This window comes from Intrasporangium mesophilum (assembly GCF_054783095.1).
Window position 1 is genome coordinate 173129 of record NZ_BAAGRF010000012.1, and the last position, 18935, is coordinate 192063.

At 68.2% G+C, this 18935-nt stretch carries 17 protein-coding genes; 13 read left to right on the forward strand and 4 right to left on the reverse strand.

The window, feature by feature from the left end:
- The first annotated feature begins 878 nt into the window (after positions 1-878).
- The 6 genes from ACYVLP_RS11505 to ACYVLP_RS11530 all read left to right on the forward strand — a co-directional run bounded on the left by ACYVLP_RS11505 (position 879) and on the right by ACYVLP_RS11530 (position 6676).
- Positions 879-1592, forward strand: a complete 714-nt coding sequence (locus ACYVLP_RS11505) for an HNH endonuclease family protein (RefSeq protein ID WP_460627478.1) — start codon at positions 879-881, stop codon at positions 1590-1592.
- Positions 1593-1932: 340 nt separating this feature from the next.
- The gene (locus ACYVLP_RS11510; protein ID WP_460627479.1) at positions 1933-3258 is read left to right on the forward strand and encodes a vWA domain-containing protein; all 1326 of its coding nucleotides are present in this window, start codon (positions 1933-1935) and stop codon (positions 3256-3258) included.
- 1512 nt (positions 3259-4770) lie between these two features.
- Positions 4771-5022, forward strand: coding sequence for an RNA polymerase sigma factor (locus ACYVLP_RS11515; RefSeq protein WP_460627480.1), 252 nt, complete (start codon positions 4771-4773; stop codon positions 5020-5022).
- Between the two features lie 128 nt (positions 5023-5150).
- Positions 5151-5624 (forward strand): hypothetical protein, encoded by a 474-nt coding sequence (locus ACYVLP_RS11520; RefSeq protein ID WP_460627481.1) that lies wholly within the window; start codon positions 5151-5153, stop codon positions 5622-5624.
- Entirely contained in the window at positions 5624-5863 is a 240-nt protein-coding gene (locus tag ACYVLP_RS11525) for a sigma factor-like helix-turn-helix DNA-binding protein (RefSeq protein ID WP_460627482.1), read from the forward strand. The genes ACYVLP_RS11520 and ACYVLP_RS11525 overlap by 1 nt, the downstream gene beginning before the upstream one ends.
- 411 nt (positions 5864-6274) lie before the next feature.
- On the forward strand, positions 6275-6676 hold the full coding sequence (locus ACYVLP_RS11530; RefSeq protein ID WP_460627483.1) for a hypothetical protein: 402 nt from the start codon (positions 6275-6277) through the stop codon (positions 6674-6676).
- 48 nt (positions 6677-6724) lie between these two features.
- Here ACYVLP_RS11530 and ACYVLP_RS11535 read toward each other — a convergent pair whose 3' ends face one another.
- A complete protein-coding gene (locus tag ACYVLP_RS11535; protein WP_460627484.1) occupies positions 6725-7150 on the reverse strand; it encodes an FHA domain-containing protein in 426 nt (141 codons plus the stop codon).
- Positions 7151-7514: 364 nt separating this feature from the next.
- Between ACYVLP_RS11535 and ACYVLP_RS11540 the strand changes: the two genes are divergently transcribed.
- The 3 genes from ACYVLP_RS11540 (at position 7515) to ACYVLP_RS11550 (ending at position 11051) form a co-directional block, all read left to right on the forward strand.
- Entirely contained in the window at positions 7515-7934 is a 420-nt protein-coding gene (locus tag ACYVLP_RS11540; RefSeq protein WP_460627485.1) for a hypothetical protein, read from the forward strand.
- A 371-nt stretch (positions 7935-8305) separates the two neighbouring features.
- Entirely contained in the window at positions 8306-9598 is a 1293-nt protein-coding gene (locus ACYVLP_RS11545; protein ID WP_460627486.1) for a COG4705 family protein, read from the forward strand.
- Between the two features lie 70 nt (positions 9599-9668).
- The gene (locus ACYVLP_RS11550; RefSeq protein ID WP_460627487.1) at positions 9669-11051 is read left to right on the forward strand and encodes a sensor histidine kinase; all 1383 of its coding nucleotides are present in this window, start codon (positions 9669-9671) and stop codon (positions 11049-11051) included.
- Between the two features lie 23 nt (positions 11052-11074).
- Here the strand turns inward: ACYVLP_RS11550 and ACYVLP_RS11555 are convergent, their stop codons facing one another.
- Positions 11075-11755: a response regulator transcription factor gene (locus ACYVLP_RS11555; RefSeq protein WP_460627488.1), complete on the reverse strand. Its 681-nt coding sequence runs from the start codon at positions 11753-11755 to the stop codon at positions 11075-11077.
- 189 nt (positions 11756-11944) lie between these two features.
- On the opposite strand from ACYVLP_RS11555, the gene asnB reads away from it, so the two are divergent.
- The 4 genes from asnB (at position 11945) to ACYVLP_RS11575 (ending at position 16816) form a co-directional block, all read left to right on the forward strand.
- Positions 11945-13828 carry an asparagine synthase (glutamine-hydrolyzing) gene (gene asnB / locus ACYVLP_RS11560; protein WP_460627489.1) on the forward strand — a complete coding sequence of 628 codons (1884 nt, stop codon included), beginning with the start codon at positions 11945-11947 and terminating at the stop codon, positions 13826-13828.
- A complete protein-coding gene (locus tag ACYVLP_RS11565) occupies positions 13828-14562 on the forward strand; it encodes a phosphatase PAP2 family protein (RefSeq protein WP_460627503.1) in 735 nt (244 codons plus the stop codon). The genes asnB and ACYVLP_RS11565 overlap by 1 nt, the downstream gene beginning before the upstream one ends.
- 11 nt (positions 14563-14573) lie before the next feature.
- Positions 14574-15470 (forward strand): polysaccharide deacetylase family protein, encoded by an 897-nt coding sequence (locus tag ACYVLP_RS11570; protein WP_460627490.1) that lies wholly within the window; start codon positions 14574-14576, stop codon positions 15468-15470.
- Positions 15471-15592: 122 nt separating this feature from the next.
- Positions 15593-16816 (forward strand): YVTN family beta-propeller repeat protein, encoded by a 1224-nt coding sequence (locus tag ACYVLP_RS11575; protein ID WP_460627491.1) that lies wholly within the window; start codon positions 15593-15595, stop codon positions 16814-16816.
- Positions 16817-16986: 170 nt separating this feature from the next.
- Here ACYVLP_RS11575 and ACYVLP_RS11580 read toward each other — a convergent pair whose 3' ends face one another.
- Entirely contained in the window at positions 16987-17367 is a 381-nt protein-coding gene (locus ACYVLP_RS11580) for a hypothetical protein (RefSeq protein WP_460627492.1), read from the reverse strand.
- Between the two features lie 587 nt (positions 17368-17954).
- Positions 17955-18821, reverse strand: a complete 867-nt coding sequence (locus tag ACYVLP_RS11585; protein ID WP_460627493.1) for an alpha/beta fold hydrolase — start codon at positions 18819-18821, stop codon at positions 17955-17957.
- Positions 18822-18935: the final 114 nt, after the last annotated feature.

Here is an 18935-nt window from a genome sequence, read left to right on the forward strand (position 1 = left end):
CCCAGCGGGGTGGGCAGGCCCCCGCGACGATCTCGTCTGGCTTGGTGTGGACTTCGCGGCGGACCTTGAACTGCAACAACTTTGGCAAGTGATCCTGTCCCCCTGCCTTCACGATCTCACGCTCGCAGCCGGCGTCGACCAGAGCCTACTGTGCCTTGCGGCAGTCGTGCTGCCGTGACGCTCGGCCCGCCCCTTCAGGCGCCCGCGGCTGCCGGACCCGGGCAACAGGTCCTCAGCGTCGAATCCACTCCGCCGCGACGCTCAAAATGCCGCGGATCTCTAGGACCCGAGCGTCAAGGCTGCGTAGTGCGTCAGCTTGTCGGGCTCGAACGTGCGGTTGTCGGATCCGGCGCCGACGCCCAGTGTGACGCCGCCGGATCGGCCGCGGTCGTGCTGGTCGAGTTCGGCAAGGATCCCGGCGTACAGCTTGTCGATCCCGCAGGGAGGCCGTCATCGACGTCCGCCCGGTACGTCGGGAGCATCGGCGCTGCCGGTCGCGCGGCTCCGGTGATTCTCGGTCATGCCCTTCGGCGAGCCACGCACACCCGTCGGCCATCCCGACCGAGGCGCCGCGAGCCTGGTCAACCGCCATTGTTTCTCTAGCGGTAGCAGCAGCCGGTCATGGCAACGGGCCGCCCCCACCTGCGATCTCTCGGGCTCCTACAAATTGGGCACGGAATGGCCCTTATCGAGCCCAAGAGGCAGTGTTCGGGATCTGCGCCGGGCACTCGATGCGCTGTCCGTCGCGCAGACCGGCGCTCGAGCTCCGGTGGACGGCGGCGATCTGAGCTCGGTCGGGTGGGGGAGGGCGGTTCTGCCGCCCCTACGTAAGGTGTCGCGCCCGATCGGGCGCGCCGCCTTCGACCTCAGGAGCCCACGTGTCCCGACCTGCCGCTGCCACGGCCCTGCTGCTCGCGACCTGCACCAGCCTCGGTCTGAGCGGGTGTGGCGGCGCTGGTGCCGCTGCGGGTGTCGAGGTCAGCAACGCGGCCGTGGCCGGCCCGGGTGGCCGGTCCACTTCGCCCAGTGCGCCCAGCAGCGGGACCCCGGTCGTTGGGGACGCCCTGTCGGCACTGTCGAGATTGCCGGTGAAGGGCCGCGCGCCAAAGACCGGCTACTCACGCGCCCAGTTCGGCCCCGCCTGGAGCGACGACGTGAGCCTCGAAGGTGGGCACAACGGCTGTGACACCCGTTCGGACGTGCTGCGCCGCGATCTGCGCCAGGTCGTACTCAAGCCGCGCACCCGCGGCTGTGTCCCGTCCTCCGGAGTGCTCGCCGACCCGTACACCGGCAAGTCGATCACGTTCGTGCGTGGCGTGCGTACCTCGGCCGCGGTGCAGGTCGACCACGTCGTCGCGCTGTCGGACGCCTGGCAGAAGGGCGCGCAGACGCTAACCGCCGCGAAGCGCCGCGAGCTCGCCAACGACCCGCTCAACCTGATCGCCGCCGATGGGCCGGCGAACATGGCCAAGGGCGATGGTGACGCCGCCACATGGCTGCCTCCGAACAAGTCGTTCCGGTGTGCCTACGTGGCTCGGCAGGTCGCCGTGAAGGTCAAGTACCGCCTGTGGGTGACGGCCGCCGAGAAGTGAGCAATCGCCGCCGTGCTCGCTTCCTGCCCGGCATACGGTCTGCCGGTCCAGGTCTCATTCGCCGTCCCGGCCCCCGTGCGCTGATGTGTCCACGTCGTCAGCCACATCGCCGACCGCTCGGTGGTCACCAGACCGTGCGCGAGGACGTCGAAGGAAGCCGATGCCGCCGAGGAGCCACGACACAATCTGGGCACTCGTCGCGGGCGGCACATGCGTGATGCTGAGCTGGCGGTACTTCGCCGAATCTGATCTGGCGCCAACGTGATTCGACAGGTCTGGCGCTGGCCGGGCGGGGAGAGGTGGGTCGGCCGTCCCTAGGGGAGTCATGCAGACGAAGGCGATGAGCGCGGAACAAGCGGCTACCCTGGCGAAGTGGCGGGCGCTTGCCTTGCAGCGCATGCCGTACTTCGCACCGATCCTGTTCGGGCTGTCTCCGCTGGACGCGCCATGCCTTGGCACCTTCGCGGTGGATCACCACTGGCGTCTCTACGTCGACTTCGAGGCCGTCGCTGCTAAGGGTGACCTGTGGTGCTCGGAGTCGCTGCTGCATGAGTGCGGTCATATCTTCGGCGAGCACTACGAGCGGGCCAAAGACCTAGGTCTCATCGGGCCGGAGGGGGCACCCATAACCGCGCGTGACGCGAAGCTCATGAACGTCGCGGCCGACTTTGCCGTCAATGACGACCTCGTCGAGGCAGGCTGCACCACCCTCGCGGACATGCTGTCCGACCTGATCGGCGAGCCGCGCCACGAGACTGCCGAGCACTACTTCGCGGCGCTCAAGGCCCGCCAGCCCCAGCAACAGAGCCGTGCCGACCAGCAGGATCAGCCCGGCAACCTAGGCGACGAGGAGTCACAGGGGCAGCCGAGGTTCGCAGGGTGTGGCTCCGTCAGCGGCGGCCAGCCGGCCCCATGCGAGCTGCCCGCTGACGACCCGACAGCCCCAGCAGCAACGACGGGCGAGAAGGAACGCAAGCTGCTCGGGACCGCGGCACTGGTGCAGGCGCACGCGAAGAACCACGGCACGGTACCTGCCGGTCTCCTCGCACAGGCGACCGCGACTCTCGCCCCGTCGAAGGTGCCATGGCAGAAGGTGCTCGGCGCTGCCTTGCGCAACGCGGCGAAGATCCGCCCTGGCGACGTGGACCTGACCTACCTACGCCGGAACCGCCGTCGCCCGACGACACGGCTGTCGCCGACGCGGGCGCTGATCAACCCTGGCACGTTCGCCCCGGTCCCGTCGGTGGTGCTGGTGCGCGACACGTCCGGTTCGATGAGCGACGCAAACCTGTCGGCGGTCACGTCGGAGACCGAGGCGATCGCCCGCCGTGTCGGAATCCGTGGTGTCGACTTCCGGATCATCGATACGGACGCGAAGGCGTACCGGGCGCGCGGCTACAAAGGGACAGCGACGATGGCGACGGTGGAGGGTCGTGGCGGTACCGACATGCGCGTCGGCATCGCGGCCGCCGTTGCGCTGGGCCCGCGCCCGCACGTGGTCGTGGTGGCGACGGACGGACTCACCGCCTGGCCCTCCGTGCCAGTGCCAGGCGTGAAGCTGATTGCGTGCATTGTCGGGGCAGACGAAGCGACCGCCGCGCGGGTGTCAAGTCTCGTCCCGGAATTCATCCGCACGGTCATTGTCGAGGTTGGGCCGACATCGTGACGCCGCCATGGGACGGTCTGCTCGCCGGGGGGACCCGCGGCTTGCTCCTCACCTGCTCGGCAGGAAGGCCGAGTTCCTTCCGGTGGGAGCCACACTGGCTGCTCTGCGTGGTCAGGCCGCCACTCATCGCCGTTGGTAGTCAGGACCTGGGGAGCAGCCCGAGTCGGCGGCCGTGCCCGAGCGGGTCTACGTAGCGGCCGCGGCGCAACGGGCGTCGATCATGGAACGCAGCCTTTGCCAGCGATGTGCGGTTGGCAGATGGGCGGGACGCGGCTCGCGTTGAGGTTGAGCGTGTTGATGGGCGCGCCCCCTGGATTGCCATACCGGCGTTGTCGTCTTCGCCGATCGGTGATGTTTGAAGATGTGTCGCCGGCCAGGAGCATGAGACAGGCGCATGCCGAGGAGGGGTCATGGACATACAGGACCGTGGGGATTAGGTCGTCTTCAGGGTCAGTCGAGGTGAGTGCTTGCTCCAAGCGTCGATGATGCGCTCGAGCCCGGGGACGACCGAGACTTTCAGACTCGGGTCGAAGCCACCAAAGACGAGGTGCGGTCCCTGACTTCGAGTCTCGTGCAACTCCCTTGAGTGCTTCGCGCTCCGCAGGCGAACGAGTGGTCAACGACCAATAGGCGCGGTCCATGGGGCGTGCACGACATCCCTTGCGCAGCATGATCGCGTGGCACGTTCTGCCGGGTCTGGAACGCGAGCGGACTCGCTTCGTGTTCGTCGACCCATTCTCGGCTGCGTACGGATGCTCAGGCACGATCCCCGAGGAGATGCTGCACTTGAGGCATGGGCATCCGGCACCCTGACCCGACCTCTCCCCGGGTTCAGCCCCTACTCGCCGTGGCGCACCTCGTCATCGCCGGCGCTGGCCTGGTCGTCGTCCTGGTCCTTGTGTACGCGGGGACCCGTCCCACCGCCGAGCTTGGAGGCGTGTATGCCGTGATCGGCGGTGCGCTCGCTCTGCCGGTGCTCGCGTTCGCGGCCGCCGCAGTCGCGTGTGCCGCCACACGGTCGTCGTCCCCGCGGCGGTCGAGCCGGCTGTCAGTCGCACTTGGCTGCGCGGAGCTGGTCACTGCGTTGCTGCTCGCGTGGGCCGCCTGGGTCGCGGTGGCCTCCTATGGCGAGTTCGCACCATGGCGTTCACCGGTACTGGCTCCCGCGCTGCTACTGGGTGCCGCCGGCACAGCTGCCGTTGTCCAGGCCCGTCGCGCACTCCGACACCTGCGAGGGACACCGACAGGCAGGCTCGTGCCGAAGCAGGGGCGGGCAGACAGTGCGGCTCACCTAGCGACATGACCTGAAGCGGCCCGACGTTAGGGCTCCCGACTGCTACAACGCACACTTGACCCAGCGCGATCAGGTCGTCCGCCCGGCAGAGCGGCAGTTCCGAATGTTCCCGTCGCGGGTGAATCCTTCCGGCCTGTGCCGGACAGTAGGGGATGTGGACGATGGACAGGGGCCTGTGCCGGATGAGTGGGCGTGGTGGAGCGCTGCACAGGCTGGTGATGCAGACGCCCTTCGGTCGGGTGTTCGATCTTCACCGTGACCGGGTCTATGTCCATGCCTGCCGCCTGGTGACGGTCCGTGCGGACGCTGAGGACGTGACGGCGGCAGCGTTCTTGGAGCTGTGGCGTCGCCGCGGCTCGGTGCGCGTGGTTGGTGGCTCGCTGCTGCTGTGGCTGCACGTCACGACCGGCAACCTGTCGCACAACGTGCGCCGGGCCACCCGCCGGTACAGCCTGTCGCCTGGGCGCTGACGGACTCGCTGATGTCGGGGTCATCGCGTGTTAACTGACGCGAGACTTTGAGCTCGGACTCGGGGTAGTGGCGTTCGTGTTGTCCGCGTTCCGCGCTGTGTAGCCGCCGCTCAGGGCACACTCCGGTCATGGGAGACATGCCGGAAACGTTCTGGTGGGACACCTGGTCGAACTCGATGGCAGGCGTCGTCGGCGGGCTCGTCGTCGCGACCATCGCGGGGTTCGTAGTACACCGCCGACGGTTGTACGAGAAGGCGAAGGACCCCGGGGCGCTGCACAAACTCTGGTTGCGAAACGCGCGGTGGAACGCCGGGCTCTGGTTAATCGCCGTCATCTTTTGGTCGCTTGTGAATCAGTTCTGGGAGACCGAAGGCGTGAGCCTCGGCGTGGGGGCGGTGGTCGCCATCTTCTTGGTGTCGTGCATCGCCTTCCCGCTAGATGCGGTCGCATTCGACTACGCGACCGAGTTCATGGAGGAGAAGGACGTCGCCAAGCAGATACCTTCAGCTGGCCGCCCCCAGCCATCGTCTCGAGCACGTCGTTCAAGTCAGCGCCGCGTAGCAGGCACTCGACGCAAGGCCCGAACCTGGCCGATGTGCTGATGCGGGAGCACCCATCGGCGTGGGACGCCGACCTGGTTGCGCGCCTCGGGGGGATGAACCGCACGGACCTGTCGCTGGTCACACTGGTGGCCCTGGAGGGGTTCACCATCGCTGAGGCCGCGGACACACTCGGGCTCTCCTTGGCCGCGGCCAAGTCACGCCTGCACCGGATCCGGCACCGAGCCGCACTGCCACGCCACCTGGCGCCGACGGTCACTTCTGAGAGGAGCCAGCCATGAACGCCACGCGTCTTGACCCCACGTTCATTGCTGCTCTTTCGCGCCGAGCTCGTGGCACGGGTCGCCACAGACACCGCCCGCCGGGACCAATCCCGGGACGGGGCTCGTCGAGGCCCGAGACGCTAGCTGCTGCGCGGCGGTGCGGCCGCGGTCGCCCTCGCTGCCGCAGGCACCGCTTACGCCCTGTCATCGACCTCGCCCGGTGGGACCGAGATCACCGGACAAGGCCCTACCCACACCAGTGAACACACCGGGACAGCGATCATCGAGCTCGGGCCTCGCCCGGCCGCGGCCACCGGCGTAGAGATCGGTTTCTGGTGCCTGTCAGCGGGGAAGATCACGTTCCCGAACGGGAGCTGGTCGGAATGCGACGGCCCCGACGCCCAGCCGGCAGACGGCCCGCCTCCCATGATGGATCGGTACGACCTCACCCCCGGGCAGCACACGATCACGATCACCGCGGACGCCGACGCTTCCTGGCGGATCACCACCCGCTACATCAGCACCCGTGTGACCGCGTGGGGCGTCAACGCCAAGGGCGAGACTTACGGCGTCATGAACGACAAGGGCGAACCTGACCTGCAGCTGGTCGTTGCCACCAACGGCCGCGACGGCTACGTATACACCCGAGACCTCAACACCGCCGGCGGCCCGCCACCGGCAGACCCCGCCGAAGCGGCCGAACGCTCCCGCGCGATGTCGGCGGGGATCCCCATCACGGTCTACCAGAGCGATGGTGAAACCGTCATCGGCGAATTCGTCGTCGGGGGCGGCGGCTCGATCGGCGACCAACAAACTTCATCGACACCCTAGGCGAAGAGTTGGCTGCTTGAGGAAACACGGGGTCATGTCCGGAAGCCTCTACGGCTCGTACTCTCCTTGGACATATAGGAAGCGGCATGCCCCGAACTGGACCTCGTCGCCGTGTTCAAGAAGACCTCGCTCTACGAGGCGATGGTTGACCCAGCAGCCGTTAAGAGAGCCCGCGTCCGCCAGTTCGTAGCCCTCCTCACGCCGTATGAGCGTCGCGTGGTGACGTGAGACGTTTGCCGGGGATAGCCATACGAGGCAATCGTCTTCCCGCCCGACCCGAACTTCTGGACGCCACAGCAAGAAACGTGCGCCGGTCATCGGCCCGCCAATGCCTATCAGCATCGCTGTCCCGCGACGCAACGCGGAGATGGCCCGCATGTCCACCGCGGACAGGTGATGCATACCGCCAAGCGCCCCGGTTAGCCACGACTGAGTGGCGTCGTCGTCGCCCGGGTTGATGCGGTCCTCACTCATGTGCAACCTCCGAGACGTTCGCCCAGAGCGATTCGGTGCAACTCTTTCGACCGATTGTGGCGGGGTTGGATGGCCTGCGGCACGATCCCGTGCTGAAGACCGCATCCGCGCTCATCGCCAGGTCCGCGCGACCCGTGGCATGAGCGAGGGTGCTTGCCGCCGCGTGCCATCCGGCCGATGGGAGCAGTCGACGGTGAGCCCCGATACTCTTGTCCCCGCTTTACCCGTGCCGTGTGCTGAGAGTATGTCGAGGTCGACAGTTCATTCCGGCCCAGGGGAGACGGTCGGAAGAGTCGTGGTCATCTGCATCACTGCCGTACTCGTCACGGCCTGCAGCCTGACTCGGCCGAACGCGGCAGAGCCAGTGGCCAGCCTTGCCGCCCACTCCTTTGACGACCTCCACCCCACCCAGATCTGCACCAACGGCGACAACGGCGCCGGCCTGGACAACACCGAGCCCTGGTACAAGATTGTCCTGCAGGTGGACGACGGGCCGTCCCTGCAGGAGGACGCGCGGGCCAGCGGGCTAGCTGGTGGTGTGGGCGAACTGGTCAAGTCCTCGCCGCCCGCATGGCTTGTCGAGGACGGCTTCGTCCCGACCGGCCCCGACAGTCTGTACCTGGCAGCTGGGCAGGAAGGCGCGCGCCGCATGAGCGTCTCGATCTTTCGAGGCGAAACCGCGACCCTTGGGTGTGATCGGGACTGGGGCAGGCACGTGCACCCAGATCGCGGGAAGGCGATCGTCGTTCTGAGCGTCTCCCTCACGCAAGTCCGCTCGTCATGACGCTTGAGCATCGCCTACAACTCCGTCGGCCCAGAGTGCTGGCTCCTGCGCTAGGTCCTGGGTGGGACGTCTGACTCAGGCTTGATCCGGATGGGCAGGATCATTGTTCCGCGCACGGGCACGACTGGTGGGAAGTGCTAGTCCGCGCGCGGCCACCGGTAGAAGGGAGGCTGTCGGCGCGGAGCTCTTGGGTGCCGCACCACGCCGTTCGGTCCAGATGCGCGCCCGCAGGAGACCGCATCAGGGTCGCCCCGCTCTCAGCGTCGGCTCAGCATCAGTCGTCCAGTCTCGGTCGCGCGTGATCGACTGCGCGGTACCAGACACCGTGTTTTCAGTCGCGCTCCACTCATCCGACGCTCGAAGGACGCCGAATGCACGACACTCCGACTGCGACCACCCTTGCTTCAGCCTTCCGATCTCCGCCTGCCAGACAGATGCTCAACAAGGTCCCGGCCATCACTGCGACGTTCTGGCTCATCAAGATCCTGTCGACAACGATCGGCGAGACGTTCGCCGACTACCTGACGGTGCAGGTCGGGCTCGGCACGGCCGTGATGGGGGCGGCCATGGCGATACTGCTGGCGATCGCGGTGGTCGCCCAGCTGCGGACCCGGCGTCTGGTGCCGTGGCTGTACTGGCTCACCGTGATCCTTGTCAGCATCGTCGGCACCCAGATCACCGACTTCTTCACCGACCAGCTCGGCGTGAGCCTGTACGTCAGCACTGCCGTGTTCGCGCTGCTTCTCGGTGTGGTCTTCGCCGTGTGGTGGAGCCAAGAGCGGACTCTGGCGATCACGGCCATCGACACCCCGCGCCGGGAGCGCTACTACTGGGCCGCGATCCTGACGACCTTCGCGCTCGGGACTGCCGGAGGTGACCTTGCCACCGAGGCGCTGTCGCTCGGGTTCCGCAATGGTGCGCTGATCTTCGGTGGGCTCATCATCGCGGTGTGGGCCGCCCGGCGAGCCGGTGTGAGTCCCGTGCTCACGTTCTGGATCGCCTACGTCCTGACCCGCCCGCTGGGCGCGTCGCTGGGCGATCTGCTGACCCAGAGCCGCGACTACGGCGGCATCGGTCTCGGCGCGAGCCTCACCAGCGCCATCTTCCTTGTCGTCATCATCGCGTTGGTCGCGCGCGAGCAGGCCAACGTGAACCGGCACGGGATCCGGGCGAAGGGTCAGCCGCCGGCGGTGAGCCCGAAGCACGACTTCGCGTGGGCTGGTGCGGGCGCTGCTGCGGTCGTGCTGGCCGCGGCGAGCTTCGCGCCTACGCCGAGCCCGGCAGCGGCGCTGCCATCGACCTCGCCGGCGGGTTCGTCGGCACACTCTGCCAAGAGCGGCGTTCACGCGAACCCACTGGAGACCGATGCAACGTCTCCGCTGGGTGACCTGCGGCCGTTCGCCGTCATCGTCGACGACGTCGCCGCCAAGGCGAAGAAGGGCGACTTGTCGGCCGCAACCACCCGCGTCAAGGACCTCGAGGTCGCATGGGATGACGCCGAGGCCGCCATGAAGCCCACCTCGCCGGACGACTGGCACACGATGGACTCCTCGATCGACGGTGTGCTCACCGCGCTGCGGGCGAACCCGGTCTCGAAGTCGGGCAGCGTTCAGGCGCTGGCACAGTTGCAGGGCGTGATCGGCACCCTCGAGAAGAAGCAGTAGCAGCGGATCGGGCAGAATCGTGGAGGCCCTCACCCATACCGCGCTGCGGGAACTCGAAGGAACCGTCCCGATGCCCTTGCCCGGTCCACGATCCGGCGTCCGGCGCCAGGCGACGGTGGCCGCCGCAGCGGTGGTCGCGGCCGCGCTGGTGCTGGGTGCGTCGGCGCTGGTGCTCGTCCTGCAGAGCTCGCTCACGCGGGCCCTGCAGGACAGCATCACCGCTGTTCTCAACGAGGACACCAACATCCTGGCCAGCGAGGGCGCGGCGGGCTTGGCGCGCAGCGAGCGTGACGAGGGCCCCGACAACGTGCTCGTGCAGGTCATCGCGCACGACGACTCCGGTGCGCATGTCGCCTATACGTCTAAGCCCTCACGGACACAACCGATCTCGTCTCTGCGGCCCTCGGTGAGGGAGACGACGACGAGCGGGGTCTCTGCTATCCCGCTTCCGTTCGACCTGAGCGACCCACTCGTGGTGGCACGCGGCGTCGAGCACGAGGGGACTCCGTTTGTGCTCGTCGCCGAAGCCTCGCAGGAGTCGCTCGAGCGAGCCGTGCACACAACGGCCGTGCTGCTTGCTGTGGCGCTACCGTTCCTCGTGGGGCTCACGGCAGTGGTGACCTGGTGGCGCGTCGGTCGCGCGCTCAGCTCGGTCGAAGCGATCCGGAGCCAGGTGGAACGCACCAGTGCTTCCCGGCTCCAGGACCGGGTTCCTGTGCCCCCATCGGATGACGAGATCGCCCGCCTCGCGGTGACCATGAACTCGATGCTCGGTCGGCTCGAGGCGTCGCAGCGGGCCCAGCGCCGGTTCGTCTCCGATGCGAGTCATGAGCTGCGCTCACCCATCGCGACGATCCGCGCCTCGCTGGATGTCGTGAGCCCGGACGATCCCGAGACCTCGTGGGACCAGCTGGCGCCGATCCTGCGGAACGAGACCAGACGGATGGGCACGCTCGTCGACAACTTGCTCCTGCTGTCACAAGCGGACGACGGGGCGATCACGCTCGTGCGACGCGAGGTCGACCTCGACGACGTGGTCGAGCGTGAGGCGCGTCGCCTACGACAGCTGTCTTCGGCCGCCGTCCGGCTCGACAGCACCCCGGTACGCGTCGTCGGCGACGAGCACCAGCTGCAGCAGGTGGTTCGCAACCTGCTCGACAACGCGGCACGGCACGCCTCGACCCAGGTGAGCATCGCCCTCACGATGCAGGACGACTGGGCGGTCCTTCGCGTCGGGGACGACGGGCCAGGCATACGCTCAGCCGACCGCGAGCGGATCTTCGAGCGCTTCGTGCGGCTCGACGAGAGCCGCTCGAGACACTCCGGGGGCGCCGGCCTGGGCCTGGCCATCGCCCGCGAGCTGACGGTCGCGCACGGTGGGACGCTCACCGCGGCTGACGCACCGGCCGGCGGCGCGTGCTTCGAGCTGACGTTGCCGCTTCAACCCGCCTGAGACGCGACGCGACGACCGACGGCTCAGGCGCCGTCGGGCTCGAGCAGGCGGTATCCGACGCCACGCACCGTCTCGATCGTCGCGAGCCCGAAGGGTGCGTCGATCTTGCGTCGCAGGTACCCCACGTAGACCTCCACGATGTTGACGTCACCGTCGTATGCCGGGTCCCACACGGCGTCGAGGATCGTCGCCTTCGTCACGACCTCCCCGACATGCATCATCAGGAAGGTCAGCAGCGAGAACTCCTTCGCCGTCAGGGAGATCTCGGTGTCACCGCGTCGCACGCGACGCCGCGCCGGGTCGAGCGAGAGGCTGCCCACCGTGAGCACCACCGGGCGCTCGGGCGCGCCGCGGCGGATCAGCGCCCGCAGGCGGGCGACGAGAATGACGAAGCTGAACGGCTTGGTCAGGTAGTCGTCCGCGCCGAGGTTGAACGCGTCGGCCTGGTCGTGCTCGCCCTCGACCGCGGTCAGCATCAGCACCGGCGTCCACACGTTCGCCTCCCGGAGCCGCGTGATGACCCGGTAGCCGTCGAGCTTGGGCAGCATGATGTCGAGCACGATGGCGTCGTACGTCGACTCGGTGGCAGCCCACAGGCCGTCCTCGCCGTCGTGCATGACGTCGACGACGAAGCCCTCGCGCGTGAGCCCGCGCCGTAGCACCTCGGCCAGTGACACCTCGTCCTCCACGACCAGCACACGCATGCCACCGCACGTTACGGCCCCGGATCTGAGTCTCGCCTGAGAAAGCGGCTCAGGGTCCTCTCAGCGACCCCGCCTGACGATGTGGGCTCGACGTGACCGAGCGCCGAGGCGCAGTACCCCGCGCGGACGCGCACGACCGAGCGCCACCAAGCGGCACGAAGCGCCACAGGGCGCTGGAGGGAATGGACCATGTGTGGGATAGCCGGATACTTCGGCCTCAAGGCCAGCCCGGGCCTGTTGGACCGGATGGCCGACGAGCAGCGGCATCGCGGCCCTGACGACGCGGGGATCTTCATCGACTCCCTGATGGGGCTGGCACATCAGCGGCTGTCCATCATCGACCGTGAAGGTGGCAGCCAGCCGATGACCTCGGCCGACGGCCGATACGTGCTCGCCTACAACGGAGAGGTCTACAACTACCGCGAGCTCCGGGCCGAGCTCGAGACGGCGTTGCGGACGTTCAGGACCGACAGCGACACCGAGGTGGTCCTGCAGGCCTTCGCCGAGTGGGGGCCGGCGGCCTTCGACCGGTTCAACGGGATGTTCGCGCTGGCCATCTGGGACCGTTACGCCCAGACGCTGACGTTGGCGCGCGACCAGTTCGGCATCAAACCGCTGCACCTGTGCCGACTGCAAGACGGCTCCGGCGCCTGGCTCTTCGCTAGCGAGATCAAGCCGATCCTGGCCAGCGGGCTCTATGAGCGGCGGCCGAACGAGCGCACGATCTACCGCTACCTGCGCTATCGCGTGCACGACGATGGGGCCGAGACGTTCTTCGACGGCATCGAGCGAGTGCTCCCCGGAGAGATGGTCACCCTGTCCGCGGGCGGCATCGAACGGCGCAGGTTCAGCGCCCTTCGCGATGACCTGATGAACGCTGAGGCTCCCGTCGGCGGGTATGACCCTGGCATGGCTACGGACTTCCGCGACCGGCTGACCGCGGCCGTACGGCTGCGCCTGAGGTCGGACGTGCCCGTCGGCACATCCCTCTCGGGCGGCCTGGACAGCTCGGCGATCACTGTGGCGATCGACCGACTCCTCGCCCAGGAGGGCGCCTCGACGGAGGCGGTTGGCCACCACCAGCGCACCTTCTCGGCGGTCTTTCCCGGGTACCGCAATGACGAAGAGCGCTACGTCGACGACGCCGTCGGTGCGTGCACCCGCGATGTTTGGTCGCACAAGACGCGGCCCACCTCAGCCGAGTTCGTCGCGGACATCACCGACTTCGTCCGCGCGCAGGAGGAGCCCGTCATCTCGACGGGGCCGTACGCGCAGTACCGCGTCATGAGAGACGCGAGCGAGCACGTCACAGTGATGCTCGACGGACAGGGCGCCGACGAGCTGCTGGCCGGATACGTTCCCCAGCTCGTCGTCCACCTGCGGGATCTCATGTCCCGCAACCGCCGGTGCGCCTTCACCGAGCTTGTCGCCTCCCGGGACATCCTCGCCCACTTCGGCGCTGTCAAGGCGCGATCCCTGCTTCCCCACCGCGACACGACCGCAAGCCTGCTCCGGAGCGAGTTCCGTGCAGCCCATGCGTCGGAGTCGTATGCCGTCCCGACGGGTGACCTGCGCTCGCGTCTCGTGCACGACCTTTTCGTCGGATCGCTGCCGGCGCTGCTGCGGTACGAGGACCGGAACACGATGCGCTTCTCCATCGAAGGCCGCGTTCCGTTCCTCGACCCCGAGCTCGTGCGCACGATCTTCGCGCTGAGCGACGACGCGATCATCAAGGACGGGTGGAACAAGCGCGTCCTGCGGGATGCCACCGACGGCGTCCTCCCGCCGTCGATCAGCCGGCGCCGCAACAAGATCGGGTTCACCACTCCGCAGAACGAATGGTTCCATGAGCAGCGCGAGTTCGTCGTCGACCTCTTCCGGTCGCCGTCTTTCACCCAACGGCCCTTCTTTGACTCGGCTGCGGTGCTCGTGGCGTTCGAGCGCTGGCTCGGCGGCTCGAGCGACCTGGACTCGATGGTGTTCTGGCGCCTCATCAACATCGAGCTGTGGCTGCGCGAGTTCTTCGACGGCGCAGCAGGCGTCGCCGCGGCGACCGACACCGAGGCCGCGTGATGCGCATCCAGGAAGCCCGCGACGACGAATCAACGGACCCGGTCCCCACCATCCTCGTGCAAGAGCGCGACGCAACGTCGATCGACGTGCGGCGCGCGCCGCTCGCGCTAGCCGGTGGGACCCTGCTGCTTGTCGGGCTGCTGCTCGGGCTGTCTGTCACCGCGGTGGGTGCTTCACGCACGGGGGAGCTCGCGCTCGACGCCCGGATCGCCGGTCACCGAACGGGACTGCTCACCGGCATCGCCGGGATCATCGACGTCGCTCTCGCTCCGGGCGTCGCGCTCCTCGTACTGATCGGGGTGTGCGGGCTCGTGTGGCTGCGAAACCGGTTCGCGGCCGTGGCCGTCGCGACGCTCACGATCGTCGGCTGGGTCTCTGTCGAGGTCGGCAAGGCAGTCGTGCACCGACCTCGGCCACCGGCGGCGACCGTGCATGCTCTCGTGACCGAGACCGCCGCCGACAGCTATCCCAGCGGCCACACCGCATTCGCCGCAGCGGTGGTCTTCGCGACCGCGGCCACGATGCTGCTCGCCGGGCGTCGAGCGACATGGGTATGCGCGCTCGGTATACCGCTGGTGCTGGTGGTCGGTGCCTCGCGCCTGTATTTGGGCGTTCACTACCTCGCCGACGTGAGCGGCTCCCTCATCTTCGCCGCAGGATCCGTGCTCGTGGCCGTGGCCCTCGGCGGACGAACGCTCGTTCGCCTGCGACGCACCGAAGGAAGGCATCGATGAGCAGGGAACCGATGCCAGACAAGCCTGCGGCGGCTCCCGGACGCGCTGACAGTGCTGGACAGAACCGCACGCTGGCCACACGCCGCTCGGTCATGACGGCCGCCGCGGCGGCGCTGGGCGCGGTTGGCCTCGACGCCTGCGCCGCCCCGTCCGTGACGACATCCCCCGCATCGCCCGGGTCGTCGTCCAGATCCCCGATGACCGCCGACCAACCGACCCAGACGGCACTAGGCACGCCCAGCTCGCCTTCCGGCATACCCACCGGGTCGGCCAGCGCCGCGGCCGCGGTGCTGGAGTCGACGGGCCCCGACATCCAAACGGGACCTGCCGACGCGCCCCGGGTCGCGCTCACGTTCCACGGGGCCGGTCCGGCCGAGCTCACCCTCCGCGTGCTGGACATCGCCCGAGCTCACGACGCGAAGGTGACCGTATTCGCCGTCGGTGTATGGCTCCATGCGAACCCGAGACTCGGCCGAGCGATCCTTGCCGGCGGCCACGACCTGGGCAACCACACGTACAGCCACCGGCCCATGAAACGCCTCACCCCGGCCGAGGCCGACCTTGAGGTGGGCCGTGGCGCCGCCGCAGTGGCAGCCGTCCGTGGCAGCGCAGGCCTGCTCTTCCGGCCGTCCGGGACCCAGCTGAGCACGCCGACCATCCGGACGGCTGCCCTCGCAGCGGGCTACCACCGCTGCATCTCCTACGACGTCGACCCGCGCGACTACCTCGACCCCGGACTTGCCGCCGTGCGCGACCGGACCCTGGCTGCCGTGCACGCCGGCAGCATCATCAGCCTGCATCTCGGACACGCGGGCACGGTGGCGGCACTGCCCGGCATCCTTGACGGTCTCGCACAGCGTGGGCTTTCCGCGGTGACCGTGACCGAGCTGCTGGGCGGGGCCGCATGAGCGCGACTCCCGCGGGCGGGCAAACCCAGCCGACGCGGCCGACCCGGCCGACCCGATCGACGCGACCGACCCGGACCACCACGCGGCGCAGGTTAACGCTTGCGCCGGCGGTGCTCATCGCCATGGCCTTGCTCGGCGCCTGCAGCAAGGCTGATGCCCAGATCCCCGGTGCCGCACCCGATCCCGGCGGGGTCCCCACGAGCCAGTCCGGCAAAACGGGGCCCAGCTCGAGCCCCACCACCGCGCCCACGCCGCCCGATGTTGCGTCCCTTGACCAGGAACCGTACGGCTACGCCGGCGCCGGCGCGCTGTCGGCCGAGGCGCGCCGCGCCAGGCCACTGGTCTACGTGCCCAACCAGCTGGCCGGAACCGTCCAGGTCATCGACCCGACGACGTATGCCGTCATCGCTACCTACCGCGTGGCCGCCTCCCCTGAGCACGTGGTCCCTTCGCACGACCTGCGCATGCTGTGGGTCAACAGCGACAAGGGCAACTCCATGCTTCCGATCAACCCGAGAACGGGGCGGCCGGGACGAGCCCTGCCCATTCGAGACCCGTACAACCTCTACTTCACGCCAGACGGGCGATACGCGCTGGTCATGGCGGAGCGGCTCAAGCGGGTCGACGTCCGCGACGCGCACACCATGGCCCTGCGCCGGTCCCTACCAGTCCCCTGCCACGGGATCAACCACGCGGACTACACCGCGGACCTGTCCAAGCTCCTGGTCAGCTGCGAGTTCAGCGGGAAGCTTGCGGTCCTCGACGCTTCTGCCACAAGGGTGCTGCGGATGGTCAACCTCAACGCCATCTCCACGCCAGGCGCCACGCCGCCAGCCATGGCCAGGCACATGGGCGGCCCCGCGGGCATGCTCGAGCACGGCGCGAGCGCGATGCCGCAGGACGTCCGACTCTCGCCCGACGGCAGCTGGCTGCTCGCCGCCGACATGCTGCGCAACGGCGTCTGGGTCATCGACCCCAAGACGTTCCGCGTCGATCGCTTCGTACCGACCGGGACAGGCGCGCACGGGATCTACATGTCGCGCGATGCCCGCCGCATCTTCGTCAGCAACCGAGATGAGGGCACCGTGACCGTGCTGGACGGCATCACGCTGCGCCGCCTGGCCACCTGGCGCATCCCGGGCGGAGGTTCGCCCGACATGGGAGGCGTCACGGCCGACGGGCGTGAGCTGTGGCTCTCAGGCCGGTACAGCTCGACGGTCTACGTCTTCGACACCACGACCGGGCGCGTGACCCACCGGATCCACGTCAAGCCCGGGCCCCATGGCCTGTTGGTCTGGCCCCAACCAGGTCGCTTCTCCCTCGGCCACACCGGCAACATGCGCTGACCAGATGGGACCTTCACGGGAGTCGTCAGCCGGAGGAGTCGAGGTCGCTGGGGCCTGGAGTCGCAGCGGCACCAGCGCCGCCGCGGTGACCGAGGCGCTGCCCAGGAGCAGGCCGCCAAGGACGTGGAAAAGGCCAGTACACCCCGAGTTCGTCGAGTCGGCTCGAACAGCTACGCGGTCGCCGTCAACGCGTGACGCCCGTGGCGGTGGACCGCCTCGACGACGTCGGGTAGTTGCGCAAGGGCATCGGCCTTTCTGCGCACGCGAAGTCTGGCAACCACCTTGCGCCGGTGCGGCCATCGGGTGCGCGTCCGGCTGACCTTCACCTGCCAACCGAATCGGAACAAAGCCCTTCCGAACAAGTTCCAGAACGCGCCAGCAATCGAAACGACCAGACCATAGTCCAGGTCGAATACCTGGTCGTACTGCCATCCGATGACCCCGGACGGCCTGGCCTCGATCAGGTAGCCGACTCCGTCCGGTCCGACCGTCGAGTCCCAGGTTCGGGGCTCAGATACCTCTTCTCCTCCGATCGGCACGCTGTCACTCACGCCGGGATCGTCGCACATGACGCGGATAGCACGGCAACGCACCACCTGCGGCATGTGTGCGACGTGTCCTCGGGCGTTTCCGGCACCTCTGCGGCAACTCTTCCCAGACGGGCTGAAGCCCGACAGGTGGATGATGGGATCGTGCCAAGGCCGAGGAACCGCGTCTGCCTGGTCTTCGGGCATTTGTGGCAGCGCGAGCACCAGGCCCACCACGTCGTGCTGCTCACATGCAGGCGCTGCGGCTACGTTGACGCCGTGGACAAGGACATGGACATGGGCCCCTGGCTCGGATAGCCGTCGAGTAGCAAGGCGACATGACCGCGCTTGTCACGCTGATGGTCGGACGAACGTCCTCCGCGCCTGGTTGACAGCGTGGAGGATGGCGCCTGGTGCCCGGTTGCGGTCGACGCCGGCTAGCCGCACCGGAAACCTGCGCATCCGAGGCAAGGGCGACCGGGTGACGAACTCCCGCTGCCCGAACACATCTCGGTGGCAGCTTCGCGACGCCCCATCATAGGAGCAGCATTACCCTAAAGCCGCGGCGCCCTCCTGATGGAGGACGCCGCGCTCGCTTTGCTTCGCCGCCGTCAGTGAGTCACCGTCTTCGCGGCCTTCTCGATGATGCGGGTGGCCGTGCCGGGGTCGGTCATGAGCCCAAGATGACCGGCGGAGTACTCGCTGATGGTCGCGCCTGCATTCAGGGCCATAGCGCGCTGCGCGCTCGGGGGGATGATTTTGTCCTGCAGGCCGATGAGATACCACGAAGGGATCGTGCGCCATGCGGGTTCACCCGAGACCTCGCCGAGACCGCCCAGCGCTGCGGGTCGTTGGGTCGCCCAGACCATGAGCTTGTCCGCCGAGCTCAGACCCGGGGCGAACGAGTCGAACACGACTGACTTCTTCAGGTATAGCTCGGTGTTGGGCCCGGGCGGGAGCGTGGCAGGAACGAGGTCGAAGACTGTCGTCGGATCCGCCGACAACGCCGAGTCCGGTCCCAGCAGCTCGGCCGGGGACTGCCCGGCGTCCGGGGCGAAGGCATTGACGTAGACCAGCGCTTTGACATTTGCGGCCCCCGTCGCGGCGTTGGTGATCACCGCGCCACCGTACGAGTGTCCGACCAGGACGACGGGACCCGACAGTGTGTCGATGAAAGCCCGGACCGAGGCTGCGTCGCCGGAGAGCGAACGCAATTCATTGGGGATCGCCCGGACGGTGTAGCCGTCGGCCTGGAGGCGGGACGCGACACCGCTCCAGCTCGAAGCGTCTGCCCAGGCGCCATGCACGAGCACGACAGTGGGCTTCGGCGGCTGCCCCGCACCGGCCGTCGCGGCGGTGGGGCTGGCCGCAGCCGTCGTCCAGGCCACGGCCGTGACCAGGACTGCCAGTATGGCCGCTGTCGCCCAGCGGCGCCGTCTCCCCGGATGCTGCACGGCATCCGCGTTGTCTGTGTTCATGTCGCTTCCTCCAGTTCTCCGTTGAATCGACCCGATGGGCTGCCGTGACGGTTTTCACCGCACCGGCAGTTCCGGGTTGTGGACGAGCCGAACCCTGAGCAGATCGACTCACCT